A 24974-nucleotide genomic window follows, 5' to 3' on the forward strand; every position below is an offset into this window, starting at 1 on the left:
GCTCATGCGACGCTCTCCACGACGGCGGCATCGTCATCGGCACCGAGATAGGCGGCGATGACGCGGGGGTCCTTTCGGATCGCGTCCGGCGCGCCCTCCGCGATCAGCGCGCCATAGTCGAGCACCAGAACATGCTGCGAGATTCCCATGACCAGGTCCATGTGATGCTCGATCAGCAGCACGGTGACGCCTGCCGCCTGGATTCGTTTGATGACGTCGCCGAGTTCATGCGTCTCCTGCGGGTTGAGGCCCGCCGCCGGCTCGTCCAGCAGCAAGAGCTTTGGCCGGGAGGCCAGCGCACGCGCGATCTCGAGCCGGCGCTGCAGGCCGTAGGGCAGGCTCCGGGCCGGCTCGAAGGCGCGCTCGCCGAGGCCGAGATCGGCCAGCAGCGCCAGCGCATCGGCCCGGGCCCGGGCCTCGGCGTGCCGGCTCGCGGGCAGGGCGAGCAGCGCGGCGGGAAAGCTCACCCCGACATGGCGATGCGCGCCGAGCAGGACGTTGTCGAGCGCCGAGAGATCGCCGAACAGCTTCAGGTTCTGGAAGGTGCGGGCGATGCCGAGGCTCGCGACGCGGTGCGCCGGCAGGCCGGCCAATTCCTGCCCGAGAAAGCGGATCGAGCCGCCATCGGGCACAACATGGCCCGACAGCAGGTTGAGCAGCGTGGTCTTGCCGGCGCCGTTGGGGCCGATCAGCGCATGGACCTTGCCCGTGCCGATGGTGAAGCCGACGCGGTTGACCGGCACGATGCCGCCATAGGCCTTGTAGAGATCGGCAACGACGAGGAGTGCGCTGCCGTCACCGGGCGACGGGCGCGCCGCGAGAACCGAGACGCCGGCTTCGGCTTGCGAACGGCCGACGGTTTTCCAGCGGCCCCGGAACAGGGCGGTGAGCGCGCCGGCCAGGCCATTGGGCATCAGATAGAGCGAGAACAGCAGCAGCGCGCCATAGCTGAAATGCTGCAGGGCCGGCCAGCGCGCCAGCCAGGCGTCGAGCAGGGTCAGCACCACCGCGCCGAGCAGCGGTCCATAGATCGAGCCCGAGCCGCCGAAGATCACCACGACGAGGAAGAAGATCGACAGGTTGAAGGTGACGAAGTCGGAGTTGAAATACTGGTTCTGCTGCGCCACCACCGCGCCTGCCAGCGCGCAGGTCACCGCCGAGATCACGAACGCCAGCGTCTTGTAGCGCGAGACCGAGATGCCGACCGATTGCGCGGCGGGCTCGGCCATCTGCACCGCCAGGAAGGCGCGGCCATAGCGGCCTCTCAGCAGCGAGCGCAGCATCAGATGGGTCAGGATGCAGAGTGCAGCGATGAACCAGACCCAGTGCAGGTTGGTGAAGGCGCGCCCCGCGATCGAGGGCGCGCTGATGCCGTAGAGACCCGCCTGGCCCTTGAAGATGTCGGTCCATTCCGTGACGATCTTCTCGACCACGATGCCGAAGCCGATCGTCACCATGGCCAGACTCGGGCCCGAGACCCTGACGGATGGCAGGGCGATGATCAGCCCGAAGACCGCCCCAAAGCCGCAGGCGAGCAGCAGAGAGAGCCAGGGGCTGATGCCCCATTCGACGCTGGCGATGGCCGCCGTATAGGCCCCGACCGCAAACAGGCCGGCATGGCCCAGTGATTTCTGCCCGGCATAGCCGACCAGCACGTTGAGGCCGGCGGCGGCAAGGTAGTTCACGCCGATCGTGAACAGGATCTGCAGATGGAAGTCGTTGAGCGGAAGCGTTGGCAGGAGCGCGAGAGCTGCTGCGACAAAGGCGAGCGAGAGGCCGTGGACGAGACCCATCAGATCTTCTCCACGCTGCGCGCGCCGAGCAGGCCGCCGGGCCGCAGCACCAGCACGATGATGATCAGCAGGAAGATGGTGATCTCGCGCATTTCGGCGCGCCAGAGCCCGACCAGCGCCTCGATCAAGCCGAGCAGGAAACCGCCGAGCATGCAGCCGCGCGGATTGGTCAGTCCGCCGACGATCGCCGCCGAGAAGGCCTTGAGCGCGACGCCGAGCCCGATGAAGACCGAGGCCGTGGTGATCGGCGCGATCAGCATGCCGGCCAGCCCCGCCAGCGAGGACGAGATCACGAAGGCGATGATGACGACCTTCTCGACATTGATGCCGACGATCGCTGCCGCCTGCGGATTGAAGGCGACGGCGCGCAGCGCCTTGCCGAAGCGGGTCTTGCGGATGACGATGTCGAGCCCGACCATGACCGAGATCGCGACGACCGCGATCAGCACTTCTTGCGGGCGGATGCCGGCGCCGGCGATGCGCCAGACCTCGTTGCCGAGCGGCGAGGGCACCGCGATCGAGGCCGGGCCCCAGACTGCGAGCGCCGCGTTCTGCAGGATGATGCCGAAGCCGATCGTGCTCAACACCCAGTTCAGGCCGCCGGCCCCGACGAAGGGCTTGATCGCACAGTAGTACAGGACGATGCCGATCGCGCCGACGATGGCGACGCTCGCCAGCGTCGCCAGGCCATAGCTCAGCAGGGTCATCTCTTCGGGCGCGAGATTGCCCCAATGCGGCTTGCCGGCGGCCAGCAGCAGCAGCGAGATGCCGACCAGGCTGCCGGGCACCAGGAAGGCGCCCTGGCCGAAATTGAAGGTCTTGGTCGTGGCGTAGGTGATGTTGAAGCCGAGCGCGATCAGGCCGTAGATCGCGCCCAGCGCCAGTCCGCTCGCCAACGCCTGAAGGATTGCCGTCATCTTTGCTCCATGCCGGGTCGCGGCGTCGGCCCTTTGGTCCGTCGAGCCTGGCCGTCATGCTCGCCCTTGTGGCGAGCATCCACGTCTTGGTCATGGGGCTCGACCAGGGAAGACGTAGATGGTCGGGACAAGCCCGACCATGCCGGAGGAATGCCGGCTCCCGGATTGCCTATGGTTGCCGGGCCGTGTCCGTCACCGCTTCAGATCGGCCGCCGTCAGGGATTTGACGATCTCGTTGTCGACCTTGACGACGCGGCCGTCCTTCCACTGTGCGAGATGGAAATCGGCGACACCGAGCGCCTCGTGCTGCTCCTTGGAGAAGGGCTTGTCATAGGCCTTGATGATGCCCTGGACCTTGCCGAGGCTCTCCAGCGCCTGCTGGATCTTCTCGCCATCGGTGCTGTTGGCCTGGGCGATGGCGGCAGCGATCAGCATCACCGCATCATAGCCCTGCGCCGCCGAGACGAACGCCGGCATGTTGGGGTGCTTGGCGATCAGCCGCTTGTGCAGGGCGACCGCCCGTTCGTTGGCATCCTCGGTGGTCGAGGCCGCGAAGATCGTCTTCTCCGCGAGCTTGGGTCCGGCGATGTTGATCAGCGGCGTGTTGATCGAGCCCCAGGTCGAGAGCAGGCCGGGATAGTAGTCCATCTTCTCCATGCTCTTCAGAACCTGCGCGGTCGCATCGCCGAGCGAGCCGGAGATCACCATGTCGGCGCCCGCCGCCTTCACCTTGGCGAGCTGCGAGGTCATGTCGGTGTCCTTGGGGCCGAATTTCTCGATCGCCACCGGCTTGACGCCGTGCAGGGCCAGAATCTCCAGCAGGTCCTTGGTCGCCGCCTGGCCATAGCCCGTCGTATCGGCGACGATGGCGATGTTCTTGGTCTTGGTGGCCTTGATCGCATAGGCGGCGAGCAGGGCGAGCTGCTCGCGATCGACCATCGAGACGCGGAAGATGTAGTTCTGCGGCTCCTTCAGATAGCGCGCCGTGATGTCGGTCGCGGTCGCGACATGGGAGATGACCGGGACCTTCTTCTGCTGCGGGATGTGCAGCCAGGCCAATGCGTTGCCGGAATTGGTCGGCCCGACGACCGCCGCGACCTTCTCGCTGTCGATCAGCTCGTTCATGTTCTGGATCGACTTCGGCGGCGAAGCGATGTCGTCGCGGACCACGCCGACGAGCTTGCGCCCAAGCACCCCGCCCTTGGCGTTGACGTCCTCGATCGCGGCCTGGAAGCCGTACAGCCCGGCTATGCCGAGTTCGGCCACGCCGCTGGCCGACTGATCGGCATTGTAGCCGATCTTGATCTCGTTCTGGGCGAGGGCCGGGGCGGCGAAGGCCAGGCTGGTCGTGAGGAGCAGGGCGCCGAGTGCACGGCGCGAAAACAGGGTGGTCATGGTGTCTCCTCCGGGGATGATCCGCTTTTCGCGGTTTTGTGTCGTGGCAGGCAGATGGGCGGGAATGGCTCGGCGTCAGGCCTTGCGGCGCTGGCTGAGAAGTTCGCGGGCACGGTCGACGCGGACGTCATGGGTCCGGGCGAGTTCGGCCGCGATCGCCTCGATCTCGGCGCCCTCGGCGCCGGCGACGATGGCGATGTTGCGGGCATGCAGCGCCATGTGGCCGCGCTGGATGCCTTCGGTTGCGAGCGCGCGCAGCGCCGCCATGTTCTGGGCGAGGCCGACGGCAACGGTGATCTCGGCCAGTTCCTGTGCGGTCTCGACGCCCATCAGCCGCAGCGACCATTGCGCCAACGGATGCGTCTTGGTGGCGCCGCCAACGAGGCCGAGCGCCATCGGCATCTCGATCGAGCCGACGAGTTCGTTGTCCTTCGAGACCTCCCAGGTCGTCAGCGAGGTGTAGCGGCCGCCCCGCGCCGCATAGGCATGGGCGCCGGCCTCGATCGCGCGCCAGTCATTGCCGGTGGCGACCACGACAGGGTCGACACCGTTCATGATGCCCTTGTTGTGGGTCGTGGCCCGGTAGGGGTCGATCGCCGCGAAGGTGTAGGCGTCGAGCATGCCGTCGATCATGCGTTGCCCTGAGAATTCCGGCGTGGCCAGCGCCGCGGCGGGAATGCGCACCGTGGCCCGCGCCAGCCTGAGGTCGGCCAGGTTCGACAGGATGCGCAGCCGCACCGTGCCGCCGGTGATGCGCTCGACGATCGGAGCGACCGTCTCGGCCATGGTGTTGACGGTGTTGGCGCCCATCGCGTCGCGCACATCGACCAGGAGATGCATCACCACGATCGGCCCGCGCGGCGTCTGCGGGAAGACATGCACCTCGATGTCGCGGCAGCCGCCGCCGAGCGAGATCAGCACCTTATCCCGGGCATTGGCGGCCGCGACGATTTCGTCGCGCGCCGACAGCAGCTTGTGGCGCGCGCCCTCGGGATCGCTGATGCCGATGAGCTGCACCTGCGCGCGCATGATCGGCAGGCTGCTGGAGGTCAGGAAGCCACCCGAGCCGCGTGCGATCCGGGCCATGTAGGATGCGGCTGCGACGACCGAGGGCTCCTCGACCGCCATCGGGATCAGGTAATCCTTGCCGTTGACGGTGAAGTTCGTCGCGATGCCCAGTGGCAGCTCGAAGGTGCCGACGACGTTCTCGATCATGCCGTTGGCGAGCGTCAGCGGCAGCGCTCCAGGCGTCGCCAGCAGGGCGCGGTCGCTGGCCGAGAGGCCGGCTGCTGCAACGGCCTGGTCGAGCCGCTCCAGGCACGACAGGTTGCGGTAGTTCTCGATGCGCGAATTCACGGATCGCGCATCGTCGGCGCGCGCCTCAGCCGTCGTCATGGGGATTTCCTCCGCCCGCATTGGGGCTTGTCGCCTGCTTGTTGGTTGACAGGCTCTCGCAAAGGCCCAAGAGGAACAAGGCACAATTACCCGTACGATCCCATTCCGCGTACCAGTCGATCGACTGGTACAATCGGAGGCCGCGATGGACGATGGCACCGAAGGCAGCCGCACAGACCGCATCATTTCGCGCATCGCCCGTGCGATCGAGGCCGGTCAGTCCCCGCCTGGCCGGCGCATGCCGTCGCTGCGTGCGGCGGCACTCGAATATGGTGTCTCCAAGAACACCATGGTCGAGGCCTATGACCGTCTGGTCGCGCTCGGACGGCTGGAGGCGCGCCCGGGCTCGGGCTTCTATGTCCGGGCCGCCGGCCGCAACGCGATCGAGGCGCCGCCGGCTCACATGACGGAGGCGATCGACATCGTCTCGCTGCTGCGGGAGCAATTGCGCCAGACCCATCCCGTCCGCGTCGGGGATGGCCGCCCCCCGGCGTCATGGACCGAGGATTCCGAACTCGGCCGGCACCTGCGCCTCAAGACCGGCAAGGGCGAACGGCCGATCGAGCATGGCTATGGCGATCCGCTCGGCTATGGCCCCTTACGGGCGCAGATCGGGCTGATGCTGGCCGAGCGCGGGGTGCATGTCGCGCCGGAGCAGGTCCTGCTCACCTTCGGCATCAATCATGGCCTCGACCTGATCATCCGGCATCTGCTGCAGCCGGGCGACACGGTGCTGGTCGACAGCCCCGGCTATTATCCGCTCTTCGGCAAGCTCAAGCTGGCGCGGGTCGAGATCGTCGGCGTCAAGCGCTTGCCCGACGGTCCCGATCTCGACGACCTATCGCTGCAGATCGCCCGGCACGCGCCAAAAGCCTTCTTCACGCAATCGGTGGCGCATAATCCCACCGGCGGGTCGATCGCGCTGCCGGTGGCGCATCGCCTGCTGCAGATCGCGGCGAAGCATGATCTCATCGTCGTGGAGGACGATGTCTTCGCCGATGCGGTGCCGGCGGGCCTGCCGCGCCTGGCGGCGCTCGACCAGCTCGAACGCGTGATCTATCTCGGCACCTTCTCGAAAACGCTCTCGGCCAGCCTGCGCGTCGGCTATGTCGCCGCCAGCCCAGGCGTCAGCCGGGCGTTGACGGACATGAAGATGCTGACCGTGGTCAACAGCTCTGGCTATCTGGAGCGGATGGTCAGTGAGCTGATCGCCAGCGGGCAGTACCGGCACCATCTCAAGCGCCTGCGCGAGCGCATCGAGCGGGCGACCGCGCGCACGCTGCAGAACCTCGACCGGCTCGGCCTCCCGATCTTCGCAGCCCCGACCGGCGGCTATTATCTCTGGGCCGATTTCGAGCCCGGCCTTGACGATCTGGAGCTGGCGCGCCTCGCCTCGGAGCAGGGCATCTTCATCGCGCCCGGCACGGTCTTCTTCCCCGATCGCCAGCAGACGCGGCCGGGAATGCGGGTCAACATCGCTTATGGCGACGACACGCGCCTGATCGCGTTCCTGCAGCAGAGCCTGGCCTGACCAGGCCATGCAGGGCTGTTGAAATGAACAGATGCGTCAACGCGCCGAACGCTTCAGCGCCGCCTGAACACGGCGATCGCAGCCGCGACGATTGCCGCCCGTCTGAGGCAGGCTCTGTCCTAGCGGAAAGCGCTTCCAGGTCAGGCGCGCTTCGCCACCTGGAATGGGGCAGCCAGCTTTAAATCCGCGACAGCGAGCCAAATGTCTGGGCGCCGATCGCACGGCCTGTCTCGAACAGGCTCTTCATCTCGGTCGGCCGGAACTGGAAGGGGTCGACGGCTTCCGGCGTTGTTTCCGGCAGCGCGATGAGCTGGAAGCGCGCGCCCGTCTGCGCGGCTTTTGCCTCGGCCTCGCGGACCGAGCTGTAGAGCAGTTGCCGGATCAGTTGCGACACGCCCCGGCGCGCCAGCGTCAGGGTGTTCGCGGCGTCGCTGCGCAGCGCGGCATCCCGGCTGACATGCCCGTTGGCGATGACCCAGACCCGGGCCCGCCCGGCGCCTTTCGCGGGCAACATGAAGGATTCCAGGGGCGTCGGCGTCTTCACGGCGCCGTCGCCATGGAGCGAACTGGTGTTCCGCCTGCGGTCGTTGACATGCACGGGCTCGACCAGGCCGGGAACCGCCACCGACGCGATCAGGATATCGACATAGTCGCCCCGCCTGTTCTCGCTGGCCGTCGCGATCACGCCCATATCCCAGAACACCGACTTGCCGAGCGTCATGTCGGTCGTCACGACGTAAAGCCGCCGACCCGCCTTGTGCGCGGCAGCGACCTCGTCGAGAAGGTCATCGGTGATCAATTCCATCAGGAGACGGCGCAGCGGGGCCGGGTCGTACAGACCCGAGCCGATGATCGTCTTGACGCCGTTGGAGCGGAACACGTCGCGCGTCCGCGTCGTCGTATAGACCTGCTCCAGCAGGCCATCATGGCCCTTGCCCAGGAAGGCCGGCGTCGCCTGCAGCGCACCTGTCGAGACGCCCGCGACGACGTCGAAGACGGGCCGCTTTCCACTGGCAGACCAGGCGCTGAGGACGCCTGCGCCGAAGGCGCCGTCCGCGCCTCCGCTCGTCAGGATTAGAACGTCGCTGCCGCCGGAGCGAAGCGGCTTCGGCGTCGCTGCCGGCAGGCTCCCTGACGACGCATAGAAACCTGCCGCGACGACGGCCTCATCTGCGTTCAGGACAATGTCGCGGTGCGTGCAGGCCGACAGGAAGACCAGCGCGGCGATCGCAAGAAGCCGAAAGCCTCTCGCACCAACCGTCACTGCTGCGCCCGGGCCGGCATGTTCGAGCGCGTTCATCTTCGACGCTTTCGCTGAAGGGGCTGTCGTGGCGGGCCTTGGTTGTCGCTGAAGGCGGCGGCGCATAGGAGACATGCTTCCCGGCCGAACCATGACGGCAGCGTTACAATTTGTAATCGACCAGCAACATGGACCCGCAGTGATCCGTCGCCGTGATCGCCGCATGCCACGCGCCATCGTCCGGTCGGCCTTTTCGGCAGGTCGCCCCCTGCGGCGACGGCCGTTGAAGCGGCTGGCATCCTGTGGTCGAACTCGTCGCAACAAGCCGTCGCGGTCGATCCCTGGCCGCGAGCGGAGGCCGGGAGGACCACCATGCGCATCGCCAGTATCGAACCCTTCATCCTGCACATCCCGGTGACGGGCGGTTCGATCGCAGATTCGACGCACCGCATCAGCCATTGGGGCGTGGTCGGCACCAAGATCGTCACCGAGGATGGGCTGGAGGGCTACGGCTTCACCGGCACCCATGCCGATCTGCCCTCCGACAGGCTGATCACATCCTGTATCCGCGACTGCTACGCCCCGCTGCTGATCGGCGAGGATGCCTCCGAGATCAGCCGGCTCTGGCTGAAGCTTGCCCGTCAACCGGCCCTGCAATGGGTCGGCCGCGCCGGCATCACCCAGCTTGCGCTGGCGGCGGTGGATATCGCGCTGTGGGATCTCAAGGCGAAGAAGGCCGGCGTCCCGCTTTGGCACCTGCTCGGCGGCGCGACCAAGCCCAGGCTGGAGGCCTACAACACCGATATCGGCTGGCTCTCGATTCCCAAGGACCAGCTCGTCGATGGCTGCCGAATGGCGGTCGAGCGCGATGGCTTTCACCGCATCAAGGTCAAGGTCGGCCATGCCGATCCCGGCATCGATATCGGCCGTCTGGAAGCGGTGCGGCAGGCGGTCGGCTCCCATGTCAGCCTCGCCATCGACGGCAACGGCAAATGGGATCTGCCGACCTGCAAGCGCTTCTGCGCGCGGGCCGAGCCGCTCGACATCTTCTGGTTCGAGGAGCCGCTCTGGTATGACGATGTCGGCTCGCATGCGGCGCTCGCCCGCTCGACCTCGATCCCCGTCGCGCTCGGCGAGCAGTTGTACTCGCTCGACGCTTTCCGCAGCTTCATCACGGCCGACGCGATCCATTATGTCCAGCCCGACGTGACCCGGCTCGGCGGTATCACCGAATACATCCAGGTCGCCGATCTCGCGCTCGCCAGCCGCCTGCCGGTCGCGCCCCATGCCGGCGAGATGAGCCAGGTCCATGTCCATCTCGCCTACTGGCACCAGGCGACGCCGGTGCTCGAATACATCCCCTGGATCAAGGACGCCTTCGTCGAGCCGGCCAATGTCGTCGATGGCTGTTTCCTGAAACCCCAGCAACCGGGCGCCGGCACGACGCCGACAGCCGACGCCATCGCACGCTTCGCCAAATCGCTGAGCTGACGCCGGCTATTTCGCCTCGGCCGCGATCGGAACATCGTAACTGGGCGCGCGCGCCGCGCCCTTGAAGCCGAAATGCCACCATTCGCGTGAATAGGCGGCGAAACCCTGCGCCTTGAAGGCGGCGGCCAACCTGCGCCGGTTGGCGGCTGCCATCTCGCCGACTTCGCGGCTGGCACCGGCCGAGCTCGGGTCGAAGCGGTCGAAGGGCGTGCCGAAATCCAGGGCCGAAGCATTGCCGGCACCGTCGACCGCCTCGGCGCCGGCATCCACCGCCGTGCCCTTCGAATGCGAGGACGTCGCGGCGATATAGCCGAGCGCGAAAAGCTCCCGCTTGTCGATGCGCGGATAGTAGTCGCTCTTGCGGGCCTGGTCGGTCTCGTCAGCCGCCCAGGCGGCGAAAGCCGAGACGGCGCGTTGCGGTCGGTAGCAGTCATAGACGATAAGCCGCCAGCCCGAGCGCGCCAGCACGCCTGCGACCCGCGCCAGCGCCTCGGCGGTCTCCTGCTTCAGCCAGCATTCGGGCGCGCCATAGCCCGCCACCGGCCGCCCGGTGAAATTCTCGGCGCCGGCATAGCGGATCTCCTGCCGGATCGCCTTGCTCACCTCAGCAAGACGCACGAAGCCCGGCGGCAGCGTCGTCGCGAGGCAAGACCCGCCCAGGACGAGCGCCAGTCCGGGTACGGCAAGGCGGGGCAGGAGATGTCGGCTCATCGTGCCTGCAGATATCGCGGGAAAAGCCCCGACCGGCAATCGTGGGCGCGTGGCCGCAGTGACTGGCTTGCCCCTGCGAGCCGGCAGTTCTACAACTCACCCGTCCGTTGGGGTGCCCACAAGGCTGAGAGGCGTTCGATCGCCAACCCATCGAACCTGATCCGGGTAATGCCGGCGAAGGGAACGGTTCAGGCTCGTCGCTGTCTTCGGCACGCCATCGCCGTTGTCTTCCCGGTCAAGTGGGAATGGCATGTCCGATTCGTCCGCACAGCCGAGGCCGCCCCAGCGCCTGAAGACCGGCGCAGGCAAACCCGTGCATGTCGGCATCATCGGTGCCGGCGTCGTCGGTCTCGCCTGCGCGGCCGAGTTGCTGGCTCGCGGCGCGACGGTCACGCTGCATGAGCGCGGCGCCTTCGCGGGCGAGCGGGCCTGTTCCTGGTTCGCCGGCGGCATGCTCGCGCCCTGGTGCGAGGGCGAGAGCGCCGAGGAGCCCGTGATCCGCCTCGGGCAGGAGGCTGCTGGCTGGTGGGAACGCCATGTCGAGGGCGTCGTCCGCAAGGGCACGCTCGTCCTGGCACCGAGCCGCGACCGCAGCGAACTCCGACGCTTCGGCCAGCGCACCTCGCATTTCGTCGAGCTCGATGGCGAGGGGATCGCGGCGCTCGAACCCGATCTCGCCGGCCGCTTCGGCAAGGGGCTGTTCTTCGAAGGCGAGGGGCATCTCGATCCGCGCCAGGCGCTCGCCGGGTTGTCGCAGCATGTGCTGGCGGCCGGCGCGCAGATCCATTTCGGCAGCGAGGCGAGGGCGGCCGACATTGCCGCCGATATCGTGCTCGACTGTCGCGGTCTCTCGGCCCGCGATGCACTGCCCGATCTGCGCGGCGTCAAGGGCGAGATGCTGCTGTTGCGCAGTTGCGATATCACGCTCGCTCGCCCCATCCGCTTGCTGCATCCGCGCATTCCGCTCTATGTCGTGCCGCGCGCGGACGGGCTCTTCATGGTTGGCGCGACCATGATCGAGAGCGCCGACCGCAGTCGCATCTCGGCCCGCTCGATGCTGGAACTGCTCGGCGCGGCTTACGCGCTGCATCCGTCCTTCGGTGAGGCGGAGGTCGTCGAGATCGGCGTCGATGCCCGCCCGGCCTTTCCCGACAACCTGCCCAGGCTGACGCGTCGGGGCCGGGTGATCCATGTCAACGGGCTCTATCGCCACGGCTTCCTGCTCAGCCCCGCCATGGCGCGGCTGGCGGCGGATGCGGTGCTCGATCCAGCCAGTATTCCGGAGATGCTTCATGACGTTGCTGCTTAACGGCGAGCCGCGCGAGGTCGTGGCCGATACGTTGGCACAGGCGCTGGCCGAGCTCGGCTATGCCGGCAAGGTCGTCGCCACCGCCGTCAACGGCGATTTCGTCGCCTCGCGTTTGCGCGAGAGCGTCAGGCTTGCGGATGGCGACCGCATCGAGGTCGTCGCCCCGATGCAGGGCGGCTGATGATGGCCTCATTCTACGGTTTCGAGCCTAAGAGCCGGCTTTTCCTCGGCACGGCGCAATATCCCTCTCCGGCGATCCTGGCCGAGGCCGTCAGGGCCTCGGGCGTCGAGGTCGTCACGGTCTCCCTGCGGCGGGAGGCCGGAGAGGGCGGGACCGGGGAGAGTGCCTGCGGCCAGGCCTTCTGGTCCCTGGTCAAGGAGCTCGGCGTGCGCGTCCTGCCCAACACGGCGGGCTGTCACGGCGTCAAGGAGGCCGTCACCACCGCGCAGATGGCGCGCGAGGTCTTCGGCACCAACTGGATCAAGCTCGAGGTGATCGGCGAGGACGACACGCTCCAGCCGGATGTCGTCGGGCTGATCGAGGCGGCGCGCATCCTCAGCGCCGACGGTTTCGAGGTCTTTCCCTACACCACCGAGGACATCGTCGTCGGCGGCCGCCTGCTCGACGCCGGCTGCGAGGTGCTGATGCCCTGGGGCGCGCCGATCGGCTCGGGCCGGGGCCTCAACAACCCCTATGGCCTGCGCACCATGCGCCAGCATTTCCCGGGCATCCCGCTCGTGGTCGATGCCGGCATCGGCCTGCCCTCCCATGCCGCCCATGCCATGGAACTGGGCTATGACGGCATCCTGCTCAACACGGCCGTCGCCAGGGCAGGCGATCCCGCCTTGATGGCCAAGGCTTTCGCCAGCGCGATCGAGGCCGGTCGTCAGGCCTTTGAAGCGCAGCCGATCGAGGCGCGCGACATGGCCGCTCCCTCCACCCCCGTCATGGGCAAGGCGTTTCTATCATGAGCAAGGCTGCCGTCATGAAGCTCGACCCGTTCTACCCGATCTTCGACAGCGCCGACTGGCTCGCGCGCATGCTGCCGCTTGGCATCAAGCTCGTGCAGTTGCGCATCAAGGACAAAACCGAGACCGAGACCGCGCGCGAGATCGCCCGGGCCAGGACGCTTTGCGCGGAGGCCGATTGCGTCCTCGTCGTCAACGACTACTGGCATCTGGCGATCGAGGAGGGCTGCGACTTCGTCCATCTCGGCCAGGAGGATCTCGACGACGCCGATCTCGATGCGATCCGCAAGGCCGGCATGAGGCTCGGCATCAGCAGCCATGACGAGGACGAGTTGGAGCGGGCGCTGGCGACCGAGCCGGACTACGTCGCGCTCGGCCCGGTCTATCCGACGATCCTCAAGGCGATGAAATGGGATCCGCAGGGGCTCGACCGCGTCACGGAGTGGAAGCGCCGCATCGGGAGCATCCCGCTGGTCGGCATCGGCGGCATCTCGCTCGACCGCGCGCCGGGCGTTTTTGCCGCCGGTGCCGACATCGTCGCGGCGGTGACGGACATCACGCTCAACGCCGATCTGGAGGCGCGGGCAAAGGCCTGGATCGCGGCGACGCGGGGTAGAGCGCGTAGCGCCTGAAGGTTCTCTTCCGAACCACCGCTGTCATCCTGGGCTTGACCCGGGATCCATCGTAGAGCGCAGTTCCCTACGATGGATCCCGGAGCTCCGCTTCGCTGCGTCCGGGATGACGGCCGCGCTTTATCTTGATGCGATGGCGGCTCAGACGCTCTCCACCGCCACATGCCCGTCGACATGGCCGAGGCTGCGCTCGGGGTCGAGCCGGTCGCGCACGCGCTGCTTCAGGATCTTCGAATCCGGGAAGCCGCCTTCGGTCTTGCGGTCCCAGATCAGCTCGCCGTCATAGCTGATCTGGAAGACGCCGCCGGTGCGCGGGATCAGCGCGACCTCGCCGAGATCCTGGCCGAAGGTCGAGAGCAGTTCCTGGCCGAGCCACGCGGCGCGCAGCATCCACTGGCACATCGAGCAATAGGTGATGGCGATGCGCGGGGCGGGCTTTGCTGGGGTTTCGGTCATGACGATCTGCCTTCAGGAATGATGCTGCGCCTTCGAAACCATGGTTCTCCGCGTCAGGCAAGCATTCTGCGGCATGACGGATCGGCGCGGGCTGTTCAGCTCGCGATCGCGCTCAGGCTGCGCGAGGGATAGCGCAGCGCCATGTCGAAGGGGTTGAGCCTCGCGCCCAGCGCCTCGGCTTCCGTCTTGAGGATGCTGACGACATTGGCGAGCCGGTCCTCGCGCAGCCGCTCCAGCAGCGTGCCGACGCTGAGCGCTGCGACCGCACGCCCATCCGCGTCGCAGACCGGCACCGCGACGCCGGCCATGCCGGGGATCAGCCCGGTGTTCAGGTTGACCCAGCCCTGGGCGCGGGCCCGGTCGAGCGCATTGCGCAGCGCGGCCTCGTCGAGGAAGCCGCGATCGAGCAGGCGCGGCATGTTGAAGCGGATCACCGCCTCGCGCTCGGCCTCGGGCAGATGTGCCAGCATGGCAAGGCTGCCCTGGCCAAGCCCGAGCGGCACCTTGCCGCCGATGTCGCCGGTGAAGGAGCGGATCGGAAAGGGGCCCTCGATCCGGTCGAGGCAGACCGCGTCATAGCCGTTGCGCACCAGCAGGAAGACGGTGTCGCTCAGCGTCGCCGAGAGCCGCAGCAGCGCCGGCCGCGCCAGGTCGCGCAGGCCACCGGCTTGGCCGGCGCGGGCGGCGAGCACGAAGAACTCCAGGGCCGGCCGATAGCGCTTGCCGCCGGCGACCTGCTCGACGAAGCCCTCCGCCATCAGGTCCCGCAGGGCACGGTGCGCGCTGGGCTGGCCGCAACCGGCGGCGCTGGCGATGTCCTTCAGCCGCATCCCGGCGGCATCGCCCGCCGCGACGATGCGCAGCAGCCGCAAGGCGCGCTGCAGGCTTGATGGGGCATCCGCGGAATCCGGCATGTGTCCTGAAATCAAATGAGTTCGACGCAGAATAAAATTCCATATGAAGAAATTATGTCAATATAAATTCTCCAATGTGAAATCCTTGATTGACGGATTTGTGTCGCCTGCGTCTGCTTGGGTTATCGCAGTTCGGCCTCCGGTTCGATCAGAGCCGGGCGCCCGCATCCGAGGTGCCGATGGGCTTCCTGACGCTGCAATCGCTGAGCAAGGTCTATGGCGAACTCGCCGCCGTGCGCGATGTCGACCTCAGCGTCGCCAAGGGCGAATTCGTCTCGCTGCTCGGACCCTCCGGCTGCGGTAAGACCACGACGCTGCAGATGATCGCCGGCCTCGTCGAACCGACCGGCGGGCGCATCACGCTGGACGGCCGCGACATCACCCACGAAAAACCCAACAGGCGCGGGCTCGGCATCGTCTTCCAGAGCTATGCCCTGTTCCCGCATATGACGGTGGCTGAGAACGTCGCTTTCGGCCTGGAGATGCGCAAAATCGCCCGGCCTGAGCGCGACCGCCGCGTCGCCGAGATGCTCGGCCTGGTCCATCTCGCCGCCTTCGCCGAGCGCTATCCGCGCCAGTTGTCGGGCGGCCAGCGCCAGCGCGTCGCGATCGCGCGTGCGCTGGTGATCGAGCCGCCGGTGCTGCTGCTCGACGAACCCTTGTCGAACCTCGACGCCAAGCTGCGCGAGGAGATGCAATTCGAACTGCGCCGCATCCAGCGCAGCGTCGGCACCACGACGATCATGGTCACGCATGATCAGGCCGAGGCGCTCTCGATCAGCGACCGCGTCGTGGTGATGGAGCAGGGCCGCATGACGCAGGTCGATGCGCCCTACAAGCTCTATGAGCGGCCGGCGACGGCCTTCATTTCGTCCTTCGTCGGCAAGATGAACCGGATCGAGGGCGTCTGGCAGGGCGGCCGCGCCGAGGTCGCCGGCATCGCCTTGCCGAGCGAGCAGGCTGCATTCCCTGACGGGCAGGCGGTCGCGCTGTCGCTGCGGCCCGAAAAAATCGTGCTGGCCGAAGCCGGGCAGGGTATCGTCGACGGACGCATCCTCGCCCGCTTCTTCCTCGGCAGCTACTGGCTCTTCAGCGTCGAGACGCCGGTCGGCGTCATCTCAGTCTCGGTGCCCAATCAGGGCGAGGAACCGCCCGGCGAGGGCGCGCTGGTCTCGCTCGGCTGGGCGCCCGCCAGCCTCAAGGTCGATGCGCCGGCAGGGGCTGCCGCATGAGCGCCACCAGCGAGAGCCTTGGCCCGCCGGCCGGACGCGTCAATCCCACGCCCTGGCTGCTGGTCGGTCCCGGCGCGCTGATCTTTCTCGGGCTGGTGGTGCTGCCGCTGGTCCTGACCGTGATCCTGTCCTTCCACGTCTATGACCACACCACCGGCATCAAGAACGAGTTCACGCTGGCCCACTACATCGCGGTGTTCTCGGACGACTACTATCTCGGCACCTTCTGGCGCACGCTGCGGCTCGCCTTCCTCACCACGCTGATCTGCGCGGTCATCGGCGCTCCGGAGGCCTATATCCTGTCGCGGATGCGCGATCCCTGGCGCTCGGTCTTCCTGCTGGTGATCATCGGCCCGCTACTGGTCTCGGTGGTGGTGCGCGCTTTCGGCTGGAGCATGCTGCTTGGCTCCACCGGGCTGGTGAACCAGACGCTGCAGGCGCTGGGCTTCGGCACGGCGCGGCTGCTCTATACCGAGACTGCGATCGTGATCGCTCTCGTCCACGTCATGCTGCCCTTCATGGTCATTCCGGTCTGGACCGCGCTGCAGAAGCTCGATCCGATGGTCGAGGCGGCAGCCCTGACGCTGGGCGCCTCGCATTTCACGGCGCTGCGCCGCGTGGTGATGCCGCAGGTTTCGCTGGGGATGCTCTCGGGCAGCCTGATCGTCTTCGGCCTCTCGGCCAGCGCCTTCGCCATTCCCGGCCTGCTCGGCGGCCGCCGGCTCAAGATGGCCGCGACGCTGGTCTATGACGAATACATGCATGAGCTGAACTGGCCGCTCGGCGCCGCCATCGCCATCATCGTGCTCGCCGCCAACCTCGCCATCATGCTGGGCTATAACCGCATGGTCGAGGCGCGCGCCCGCCGGACTCTGGGTTGAGGACGGCGCTATGCAAAAGAACGGCCCCATCGCGCTCGTCTTTCACAGCCTCGTCGTCGCCTTCGTACTGGCGCCGCTGGTGGTGATCTGCCTCGTCGCCTTCACGCCCGAGAACACGCTGTCGATCCCGACGACCTCGTTCTCCCTGCGCTGGTTTCGCGAGATCTTCATCCATCCCGATTTCGTCGCGTCCTTCGTCAACAGCCTCTGGTTGGCGACGCTGTCGGCGACGATCTCGGTCGCGCTCGCGGTGCCCGCCGCGCTCGCCATCAACCGCTACGAGTTTCCCGGCAGGGGCACGCTCAACGCGCTGTTCCTGTCGCCGCTGATCATTCCCCATCTCGTGCTTGGCGTCGCCTTCCTGCGCCTGTTCGCGCTGGTCGGCGCGGCCGGCTCCTTCGCTTGGCTGGTCGCGACCCATGTCATCGTCATCACGCCTTATGTGCTGCGGCTGGTGATGGCGGCCTTCACCGGCCTCGATCGCAGCGCCGAGCAGGCGGCGATGACGCTGGGCGCCTCGCACTGGACGGTGTTTCGCCGCGTCACGGCGCCGATGATCCTGCCCGGTATCACCGGCGGCTGGCTGCTCGCCTTCATCAATTCCTTCGACGAGCTGACGATGTCGATCTTCGTGACCTCGCCGCAGACCGTGACGCTGCCGGTGCGGATGTACATGTACGCCACGGAATCGATCGATCCGATGATGGCGGCGGTCTCCGCCCTGATGATCGCGCTGACCGCCGGCGCAATGCTGATCCTCGACCGCGCCTTCGGCCTCGACAAGATCCTCGTCGGGCAGAAGTGAGGGCGAACGCCATGCCACTGCTTCATCGCATCGCCCGTAAACGCCACGCGACGATCGCCTTCACGCTCGACGGCGAGCCGCGCCAGGGCAGGGCGGGCGACACGCTGCTGACCGCGATCCTGAGCAACGCCAACGCCGTCCGGACCAGCGAGTTCTCCGGCCAGCCGCGCGCCGGCTTCTGTCAGATGGGCGCCTGCCAGGATTGCTGGGTGACGCTTTCGCATGGCGAGCGCCTGCGCGCTTGCTCCACGCCACTGGTGGCGGGCATGAACATCGTCACGCGACCGGGGCGGACGCCATGAGCGGGCGTGCACAGCCCCTGGTCGTCGGTGCCGGGCCGGCCGGCATCCGTGCCGCGCAGGCGCTCGTCGCTGCCGGCTTGCGGCCCCTCATCGTCGACGAGGCTCCTTCCTGCGGCGGCCAGATCTATCGCCAGCGTCTCGTCCCGGATGAGCGCAGCGAGACGGCGCTCTATGGTTCGGAAGCCGGCAAGGCGCAGGCGCTGCATCGCGACTTTTCAGGCTTGGCCGGCCATCTCGACTACTGGCCCCAAGCGCTGCTCTGGAACCTGCGCGAAGGTGTGGCCGACATCGCGGTCGCCGGCGAAAGCCGCCGCGTCGCTTATGATGGCTTGATCCTGGCGACAGGCGCGACCGACCGCATTCTGCCGCTTCCCGGCTGGACGCTGCCCGGCGTTTTCACGCTCGGCGGCGCGCAGGTCGCGCTGAAAGCGCAGGGCTGCGCCATCGGCAGCCGCGTCGTCTTCGTCGGTACGGGGCCGCTGCTTTATCTCGTCGCCTGGCAATACATGAAGGCCGGCGTCGAGGTCGCGGCCGTGCTCGATGCGGCGCCCTTCTCGGCCAAATTCGCCATGCTGCGCGGCCTGTCGCTGTTTCCGGCCGTCGTTCTCCGGGGCATGCGCTTCGTCGCCGAACTGCGCCTGCGCGGCGTCGCCATCCATTCCGGCGTCGAGGACGTCCGGTTCGAGGGCGAGGATGCGGTCTCTGGCGTCGCCTGGACGCAAGCTGGCCGCGCGCACCGCATTGCCTGCGATGGCGTCGGCTACGGGCTGGCTTTGCGCTCGGAGACGCAAGCGGCCGACCTTGCCGGCTGCGCCTTCCGCTTCGACCAGCGCGACCGCACCTGGCTGCCGCAGCGCGACGCCACCGGGCGCAGCAGCGTTCCGCACGTTTATCTCGCCGGAGACGGCGCCGGCATTGCTGGCGCCGACGCGGCCGAGCGGGCGGGGGAACGCGCCGCGCTGGCGCTCTGCGAGGATCGGCGTCTGCCGTACTCGCTGGAACGCGCCGCCGTGCTGGAAGCCGAACTCAGCCGGATCGACCGTTTCCGCGATGTGCTGGAGGCCGCGTTCCCCTTCCCGGCGCATTGGGCCGCGGGCCTCGCCGACGACACGTTGCTTTGCCGCTGCGAGGAGATCCGCACTGGCGAAGCCCGCGACGCCATCGAGCGCTTCGACATCGTCGAGATCAACCGGCTGAAGGCTGTCAGCCGCGTCGGCATGGGCCGCTGCCAGGGCCGCATCTGCGCTGGCGCGGCGGCGGAGCTGCTGGCGGCGCAGACCGGTCGCAGCCTCGACAGCGTCGGGCGGTTGCGCGCCCAGGCGCCGCTCAAGCCGGTGCCGCTGGTGCTGACGCCGGTCGGGGCCGAAACGGAGGCCGTGGAGTGAGCGTCCGCCTCGATGTCGATGTCGCGATCATCGGCGGCGGCCTCGTCGGCGCCTCGGCTGCCCTCGCCTTGCGCGGCATGGGCCTGAGCGTCGCGCTTCTCGACAAGGGCTTCTGTGGCGCGCAGGCGAGCGGCGTCAATTATGGCGGCGTGCGCCGGCAGGGTCGGCCGCGCGAGCAATTGCCGCTGTCGCAGCGCGCCCATGCGATCTGGCCGCGTCTCAAGGCCCTGATCGGCATCGACGGCGAGTTCCTGCGCTCGGGCCATCTCAAGCTCGCGCGCGGCGAGGCCGACATGGCGGCGCTCGAAGCCTATGCGGCCGGCGTCGCTGACCAGGGCCTCGACCTCGAGCTCATCGGTCACAACGATCTGCGCGAGCGCTATCCCTGGATAGAAGGCGACATTACCGGCGCCTCGCTCTGCGCCGGAGACGGCCACGCCAATCCGCGCCTCGTGGCGGCGGGCTTCGCCAGCGCCGCACGCCGGGCCGGCGCCCATGTGCTGGAGAACACGCCGGTGACATCAGCGACCCGCAACGGCACGGGCTTCGCGCTGGAGGCGGGCGACGGGCTGAAGATCCGGGCCGGCGCGCTGATCAACAGCGCGGGCGCCTGGGCCGGCCCCTTCGCGGAGAGCTTCGGTGAGCCGGTCCCGATCAGCCGCATCTACCCCTCGATGGTGGTGACGGAGCCACTCGCCCCGATCATGACCGTCAACACCGGCATGGAGGGCGCCGGCATCTATGCCCGCCAGGTCGGCCGTGGGAACTGCCTCGTCGGCGGCGAGCGCGGCCTGCCGCTGGCTGATGTGGATTTCGCCCGGCCGACCGGCGCAGGCGCGCTGGCCATCATGAACAAGGCGGCTGCGCTGTTCCCGGCGCTGCGCCATGCCCAGGCGATCCGCTTCTGGACCGGCACCGAGGCGGCGATGCCCGACCACAACCCGGTGATCGGTCCGAGCGGCACGACGCCCGGCCTGTTCCACGCCTTCGGCTTTACCGGAGCCGGATTTCAGATCGCGCCGGGCGTCGGCGAGGTCCTGGCCGAACTCATCCGCGACGGCGCCACCACCACGCCGATCGAGGCCTTCTCGATCGGCCGTTTCAACACGCCTTCTTCAACCAGCGACCGCATAGCCGACGGCTCGGGTGCGGGGCGCGTTTCAGAGCCGCAGAACAGGGGAGTTCTCACATGATCCATCGTCGCACCGCGCTTGGCGCCGCCGTCGCCACTCTGGCGCTCGTCGCCGGGACATCGGCCTTCGCCCAGACCAAGACGCTTTATGTCGGCATGAACGGCGGCAACTTCGAGAAGACCTTCACGCAAGGCGTCTTCCCGGAGTTCGAAAAGGCCAACAACGTCAAGGTCGTCGTCGTTCCCGGCACTTCGTCGGACATTCTCGCCAAGGCGACCGCGGCCAAGGACAAGCCGCAGATGCATGTCATGTTCCTCGATGACGGCGTCATGGTCCGCGCCGTCGGCGCCGGCCTCTGCGAGAAGCTGAAGGACGGTCCCGAACTCGGCGAACTCGACAAGGGCGCCCGCATGAAGGGCGACATGGCTGTCGGCATCGACATGGGGATGACCGGACTGGCCTATAACAAGAAGATGTTCGACGAGAAGGGCTGGGCCGCGCCGACCTCCTGGATGGACCTGGCCGATCCCAAGTTCAAGGACAAGGTCGTGTTCCAGTCGGCCTCGGCCTCGTCCTTCGGCCTGCACGCCTTCCTGATGTTCAACCGCATCCAGGGCGGCACCGAGGCCAATGTCGAGCCGGGCTTCGGCAAATTCCGTGACACCATCGGCAAGAACGTCATCGAGTTCATTCCGAACTCGGCCAAGATCTCGGAGATGGTCCAGACCGGCGAGGCTGCGATCTTCCCGCTGACCCCGACCGGCGTCTCGAACCTGAAGGAGAAGGGCATCCCGGTCGAATACGCCCAGCCCAAGGAAGGCTCGGTCGTGCTGATGGTGGCGCAATGCGTCATCGCCAACAACTCCGAGCCCGAACTAGCGCAGAAGCTCGCCGCCTATCTGCTCTCGGCCGAGGCGCAATCGAAGGCGCTCGCCACCGGCAACATCGTGCCCTCGAACACCAAGTCGAAGGCGACCACGCCCGAGGCCGAAAAGAAGCTCGAGACCTTCCACGGCTTCATGAAGACCGCCGTGGTGCTGGACTGGGACGCGATCAACGCCAAGCGCCCGGAATGGAACAGCCGCTGGAACAAGATGATCGAGCGGTAGTTCCGGAAAACACACGAAACACGCCGTCATCCTGGGCGACCGACGGTCGACCCGGGATCCATCGGAGGGCTCAGCGCTCTACGATGGATCCCGGGACTTCGCTTCGCGAAGCCCAGGATGACGGCGTTTCATTTGTCGGCGGGCCGTCTCACGCCGCTTCGGCCATATGCGCTGGCTCCGCCACCGCGCCGTGCTGCTTCAGCGGCTTGTTGCCGGTGAGCTTGCGCATCAGCACGTAGAACACCGGCGTCAGGAAGATGCCGAAGGCGGTGACGCCGATCATGCCGGCAAACACCGCCACGCCCATCGCATGACGCATCTCGGCGCCGGCGCCGGTCGAGGTGACCAGCGGCACCACGCCCATGATGAAAGCGAGCGACGTCATCAGGATCGGCCGCAGCCGCAGGCGGCTGGCCTCGATCGCGGCCGCGACCGGCGTCCTGCCCTCGAATTCGAGCTCGCGCGCGAATTCGACGATCAGGATCGCATTCTTCGCCGACAAGCCGACCAGAACCACCAGACCGATCTGGGTGAAGACGTTGTTGTCGCCACCGGTCCACCAGACGCCGGCCATGGCTGCGAGCAAGCCCATCGGGATGATCATGATGATCGCGATCGGCAGAGTCAGGCTCTCATACTGGGCAGCCAGCACCAGGAAGACGAGCAGGATGGCGATCGGGAACACCAGCAGCGCGGAGTTGCCGGCAAGGATCTCCTGATAGGTCAGCTCGGTCCATTCGAAGACAAAGCCGCGCGGCAGGGTCTCTGCTGCGATGCGCGTCACGGCGTCCTGCGCCTGCCCCGAGGAATAGCCGGGGGCAGGGCCGGCATTGATGTCGGCACTGAGGAAGCCGTTGTAACGCATCGCCCGTTCGGGGCCGGAATCGCTGCGCACGTTGAGCACGGCCGAGAGCGGCACCATCTCGCCGGAGGTCGAGCGGACCTTCAGCTTGCCGATGTCCTCCTGATAGGCGCGGAAGGGCGCATCGGCCTGGACGCGCACCGTGTAGGTGCGGCCGAACTTGTTGAAGTCGTTGACATAGGACGAGCCGAGATAGATCTGCAGCGTCTCGAAGACGTCGGTGACGGGGACGCCGAGCTGGCGCGCCTTGGTGCGGTCGATATCGGCATAGAGCTGCGGCACGTTGACCTGGAAGCTCGAGAACATACCGGTGATCTCGGGCGCGGTCGCGGCCTTCGCCATGAAGGCCTTGGTCGCCTCGTCGAGCGCCTTGTAGCCGAGTCCGGCGCGGTCCTCGATCTGCAGCTTGAAGCCGCCGATCGTGCCCAGCCCCTGCACGGGCGGCGGCGGGAACATCGCGATGAACGCGTCCTTGATGCCGGCGAACTCCTTGTTGAGCTGCATGGCGACGGCGTTGCCGGAGAGCGAGGGGTCCTTGCGCTGGTCGAAGGGCTTCAGGCCCACGAAGACGATGCCGGCATTCGACGAGTTGGTGAAGCCGTTGATCGACAGGCCGGGGAAGGAGATCGCGTTCTCGACGCCGGGATGCTTCAGCGCGATCTCGTCCATGCGACGGATCACGTCCTCGGTCCGGTCCAGCGTTGCGGCATCGGGCAGTTGCGCGAAGCCGACGAGATACTGCTTGTCCTGGCCCGGCACGAAGCCTGACGGCACGGTGCGAAACAGCACGCCGGTCAGGGCGACGAGGCCGACATAGACCACCATCATCACCGTCTTGCGGCCGAGGATGCGGCGCACGCCGCTGCCATAGGCCTCCGACGAGCGATTGAAGAAGCGGTTGAAGCCGCGGAAGAACCAGCCGAACACGCGGTCCATGAAGCGCGTCAGCGTGTCTTTGGGGGCGTGGTGGCCCTTCAGCAGCAGCGCCGCGAGTGCCGGCGACAGCGTCAGCGAGTTGACCGCCGAGATCACCGTCGAGATCGCGATGGTCAGTGCGAACTGCCGGTAGAACTGGCCGGTCAGGCCCGAGATGAAGGCGAGCGGCACGAACACCGCGACGAGCACGAGCGCGATCGCGATGATCGGGCCGGAGACCTCGCGCATCGCCTTGTAGGTCGCCTCGCGCGGCTCCAGCCCGTGCTCGATGTTGCGCTCGACATTCTCCACCACGACGATCGCGTCGTCGACGACGATGCCGATCGCCAGCACGAGGCCAAACAGCGAGAGCGCGTTGATCGAGAATCCGAACAGATACATCACGGCGAAGGTGCCGACGACCGAGACCGGCACGGCCACAAGCGGGATGATCGAGGCCCGCCAGGTCTGCAGGAAGACGATGACGACGAGCACGACGAGCGCGATCGCCTCGAGCAGAGTCGTGATTACGGCCTTGATCGAGGCGCGCACGAACTGGGTGGTGTCGTAGACGATCGAGTAGTCCACGCCTTCGGGCATGTTCTGCTTGATTTCGCGCATCACCGCCTGGACCTGGTCGGCGATGGCGATCGCGTTCGAGTTGGGCGCCTGGAAGACCGGTACGGCGACGGCCGACTTGCCGTTGAGCAGAGAGCGCAGCGCGTATTCGGCGGCGCCCAGCTCGATGCGGGCGATGTCCTTGAGGCGGATCACGGCGCCGCTGGCGACGGTCTTGACGATGATGTCGCCGAATTCCTCCTCGTTCGCGAGACGGCCCTGAGCGTTCACAGAGAGCTGCAGATCGAGCCCCGGGCCGCTTGGCGAGGCGCCGATCACGCCGGCCGCGGCCTGGACGTTCTGGGCCCGGATCTCGCGCACGATGTCGGAAGGAGAGAGGCCGTGCTCGGCGACCTTCTGCGGATCGAGCCAGACCCGCATCGAATAGTCGCCCGAGCCGAAGAGCTGGACCTGGCCGACGCCGTCGATGCGGGCCAGCCGGTCCTTGACGTTGAGGACGGCGTAGTTGCGCAGATAGGTCATGTCATAGCGGCCGTTCGGCGAGGTGATGTGCACCACCATCGTCAGGTCCGGCGAGCTCTTGATGGTGGTGACGCCGAGCCGGCGCACCTCCTCGGGCAGGCGCGGTTCCGCCTGGCTGACCCGGTTCTGGACGAGCTGCTGGGCTTTGTCCGGGTCGGTGCCGAGCTTGAAGGTGACGTTCAGCGTCATCACGCCGTCGGTCGTCGCCTGGCTCGACATGTAGAGCATGCCCTCGACGCCGTTGATCTGCTCCTCGATCGGCGTCGCCACGGTTTCGGCGATGACGCGCGGATTGGCGCCGGGATATTGCGCGCGCACCACGACGGTCGGCGGCACGACCTCGGGATATTCCGAGATCGGCAGGATGCGCAGCGAGATCAGCCCGGCGAGGAAGATCAGGACGGAGAGGACGCCGGCAAAGATCGGCCGGTCGATGAAGAATTTGGACAGGTTCATGGCACGCCCCCCTTTGGAGCGGATGTGAATTCATAAAGCA

22 protein-coding genes and 1 riboswitch are annotated in these 24974 nt (G+C 67.3%); of the genes, 13 read left to right on the forward strand and 9 right to left on the reverse strand.

The window, feature by feature from the left end:
• Window positions 1–2: 2 nt before the first annotated feature.
• The 4 genes from AC1DYU_RS15985 to AC1DYU_RS16000 all read right to left on the reverse strand — a co-directional run bounded on the left by AC1DYU_RS15985 (window position 3) and on the right by AC1DYU_RS16000 (window position 5500).
• The gene (locus AC1DYU_RS15985; protein ID WP_476792490.1) at window positions 3–1793 is read right to left on the reverse strand and encodes a branched-chain amino acid ABC transporter ATP-binding protein/permease; all 1791 of its coding nucleotides are present in this window, start codon (window positions 1791–1793) and stop codon (window positions 3–5) included.
• A complete protein-coding gene (locus AC1DYU_RS15990) occupies window positions 1793–2710 on the reverse strand; it encodes a branched-chain amino acid ABC transporter permease (RefSeq protein ID WP_476792491.1) in 918 nt (305 codons plus the stop codon). Before AC1DYU_RS15990 ends, AC1DYU_RS15985 begins: the two co-directional genes overlap by 1 nt.
• Before the next feature lie 192 nt (window positions 2711–2902).
• Entirely contained in the window at window positions 2903–4105 is a 1203-nt protein-coding gene (locus tag AC1DYU_RS15995; protein WP_476792492.1) for an ABC transporter substrate-binding protein, read from the reverse strand.
• Window positions 4106–4180: 75 nt separating this feature from the next.
• A complete protein-coding gene (locus AC1DYU_RS16000) occupies window positions 4181–5500 on the reverse strand; it encodes a hydroxymethylglutaryl-CoA reductase, degradative (RefSeq protein WP_476792493.1) in 1320 nt (439 codons plus the stop codon).
• 145 nt (window positions 5501–5645) lie between these two features.
• Here AC1DYU_RS16000 and AC1DYU_RS16005 point away from each other — a divergent pair, with 145 nt between their 5' ends.
• Window positions 5646–7031, forward strand: coding sequence for an aminotransferase-like domain-containing protein (locus AC1DYU_RS16005; protein ID WP_476792494.1), 1386 nt, complete (start codon window positions 5646–5648; stop codon window positions 7029–7031).
• A gap of 178 nt (window positions 7032–7209) precedes the next feature.
• On the opposite strand, the gene AC1DYU_RS16010 is transcribed toward AC1DYU_RS16005, so the two are convergent.
• Window positions 7210–8331: a patatin-like phospholipase family protein gene (locus AC1DYU_RS16010; RefSeq protein ID WP_476792495.1), complete on the reverse strand. Its 1122-nt coding sequence runs from the start codon at window positions 8329–8331 to the stop codon at window positions 7210–7212.
• 312 nt (window positions 8332–8643) lie between these two features.
• Here AC1DYU_RS16010 and AC1DYU_RS16015 point away from each other — a divergent pair, with 312 nt between their 5' ends.
• Window positions 8644–9762, forward strand: coding sequence for a mandelate racemase/muconate lactonizing enzyme family protein (locus tag AC1DYU_RS16015; RefSeq protein WP_158483688.1), 1119 nt, complete (start codon window positions 8644–8646; stop codon window positions 9760–9762).
• Window positions 9763–9768: 6 nt separating this feature from the next.
• Here the strand turns inward: AC1DYU_RS16015 and AC1DYU_RS16020 are convergent, their stop codons facing one another.
• On the reverse strand, window positions 9769–10473 hold the full coding sequence (locus tag AC1DYU_RS16020) for a M15 family metallopeptidase (RefSeq protein WP_476792496.1): 705 nt from the start codon (window positions 10471–10473) through the stop codon (window positions 9769–9771).
• 98 nt (window positions 10474–10571) lie between these two features.
• Window positions 10572–10673: riboswitch (TPP riboswitch) on the forward strand.
• Between the two features lie 113 nt (window positions 10674–10786).
• On the opposite strand from AC1DYU_RS16020, the gene thiO reads away from it, so the two are divergent.
• The 4 genes from thiO to AC1DYU_RS16040 are packed head-to-tail and all read left to right on the forward strand — an operon-like array spanning window position 10787 to window position 13383.
• The gene (gene thiO / locus AC1DYU_RS16025) at window positions 10787–11782 is read left to right on the forward strand and encodes a glycine oxidase ThiO (protein WP_476792700.1); all 996 of its coding nucleotides are present in this window, start codon (window positions 10787–10789) and stop codon (window positions 11780–11782) included.
• The gene (gene thiS / locus AC1DYU_RS16030; RefSeq protein WP_476792497.1) at window positions 11766–11963 is read left to right on the forward strand and encodes a sulfur carrier protein ThiS; all 198 of its coding nucleotides are present in this window, start codon (window positions 11766–11768) and stop codon (window positions 11961–11963) included. Before thiO ends, thiS begins: the two co-directional genes overlap by 17 nt.
• Before the next feature lie 2 nt (window positions 11964–11965).
• Window positions 11966–12754, forward strand: coding sequence for a thiazole synthase (locus AC1DYU_RS16035; RefSeq protein ID WP_476792498.1), 789 nt, complete (start codon window positions 11966–11968; stop codon window positions 12752–12754).
• 14 nt (window positions 12755–12768) lie between these two features.
• On the forward strand, window positions 12769–13383 hold the full coding sequence (locus tag AC1DYU_RS16040) for a thiamine phosphate synthase (RefSeq protein ID WP_476792701.1): 615 nt from the start codon (window positions 12769–12771) through the stop codon (window positions 13381–13383).
• Window positions 13384–13524: 141 nt separating this feature from the next.
• On the opposite strand, the gene AC1DYU_RS16045 is transcribed toward AC1DYU_RS16040, so the two are convergent.
• Window positions 13525–13839 carry an Rdx family protein gene (locus AC1DYU_RS16045; protein ID WP_476792499.1) on the reverse strand — a complete coding sequence of 105 codons (315 nt, stop codon included), beginning with the start codon at window positions 13837–13839 and terminating at the stop codon, window positions 13525–13527.
• Between the two features lie 95 nt (window positions 13840–13934).
• Entirely contained in the window at window positions 13935–14753 is an 819-nt protein-coding gene (locus tag AC1DYU_RS16050) for an IclR family transcriptional regulator (RefSeq protein ID WP_476792500.1), read from the reverse strand.
• Window positions 14754–14932: 179 nt separating this feature from the next.
• Between AC1DYU_RS16050 and AC1DYU_RS16055 the strand changes: the two genes are divergently transcribed.
• The 7 genes from AC1DYU_RS16055 to AC1DYU_RS16085 are packed head-to-tail and all read left to right on the forward strand — an operon-like array spanning window position 14933 to window position 21600.
• On the forward strand, window positions 14933–15985 hold the full coding sequence (locus tag AC1DYU_RS16055; RefSeq protein ID WP_476792501.1) for an ABC transporter ATP-binding protein: 1053 nt from the start codon (window positions 14933–14935) through the stop codon (window positions 15983–15985).
• Window positions 15982–16866, forward strand: a complete 885-nt coding sequence (locus tag AC1DYU_RS16060; RefSeq protein WP_476792502.1) for an ABC transporter permease — start codon at window positions 15982–15984, stop codon at window positions 16864–16866. Before AC1DYU_RS16055 ends, AC1DYU_RS16060 begins: the two co-directional genes overlap by 4 nt.
• A 10-nt stretch (window positions 16867–16876) precedes the next feature.
• Entirely contained in the window at window positions 16877–17671 is a 795-nt protein-coding gene (locus AC1DYU_RS16065; protein ID WP_476792503.1) for an ABC transporter permease, read from the forward strand.
• 11 nt (window positions 17672–17682) lie between these two features.
• Window positions 17683–17973, forward strand: a complete 291-nt coding sequence (locus tag AC1DYU_RS16070; RefSeq protein WP_476792504.1) for a (2Fe-2S)-binding protein — start codon at window positions 17683–17685, stop codon at window positions 17971–17973.
• Complete coding sequence (locus tag AC1DYU_RS16075; protein ID WP_476792505.1) at window positions 17970–19358, forward strand: FAD/NAD(P)-dependent oxidoreductase; 1389 nt, start codon at window positions 17970–17972, stop codon at window positions 19356–19358. The genes AC1DYU_RS16070 and AC1DYU_RS16075 overlap by 4 nt, the downstream gene beginning before the upstream one ends.
• Window positions 19355–20551 (forward strand): NAD(P)/FAD-dependent oxidoreductase, encoded by a 1197-nt coding sequence (locus AC1DYU_RS16080; RefSeq protein WP_476792506.1) that lies wholly within the window; start codon window positions 19355–19357, stop codon window positions 20549–20551. The genes AC1DYU_RS16075 and AC1DYU_RS16080 overlap by 4 nt, the downstream gene beginning before the upstream one ends.
• Complete coding sequence (locus AC1DYU_RS16085) at window positions 20548–21600, forward strand: ABC transporter substrate-binding protein (protein WP_476792507.1); 1053 nt, start codon at window positions 20548–20550, stop codon at window positions 21598–21600. The genes AC1DYU_RS16080 and AC1DYU_RS16085 overlap by 4 nt, the downstream gene beginning before the upstream one ends.
• A 148-nt stretch (window positions 21601–21748) precedes the next feature.
• Here AC1DYU_RS16085 and AC1DYU_RS16090 read toward each other — a convergent pair whose 3' ends face one another.
• The gene (locus AC1DYU_RS16090; protein WP_476792508.1) at window positions 21749–24934 is read right to left on the reverse strand and encodes an efflux RND transporter permease subunit; all 3186 of its coding nucleotides are present in this window, start codon (window positions 24932–24934) and stop codon (window positions 21749–21751) included.
• Window positions 24935–24974 lie beyond the last annotated feature (40 nt).

The organism is Allobosea sp. P2_B12, assembly GCF_056404835.1.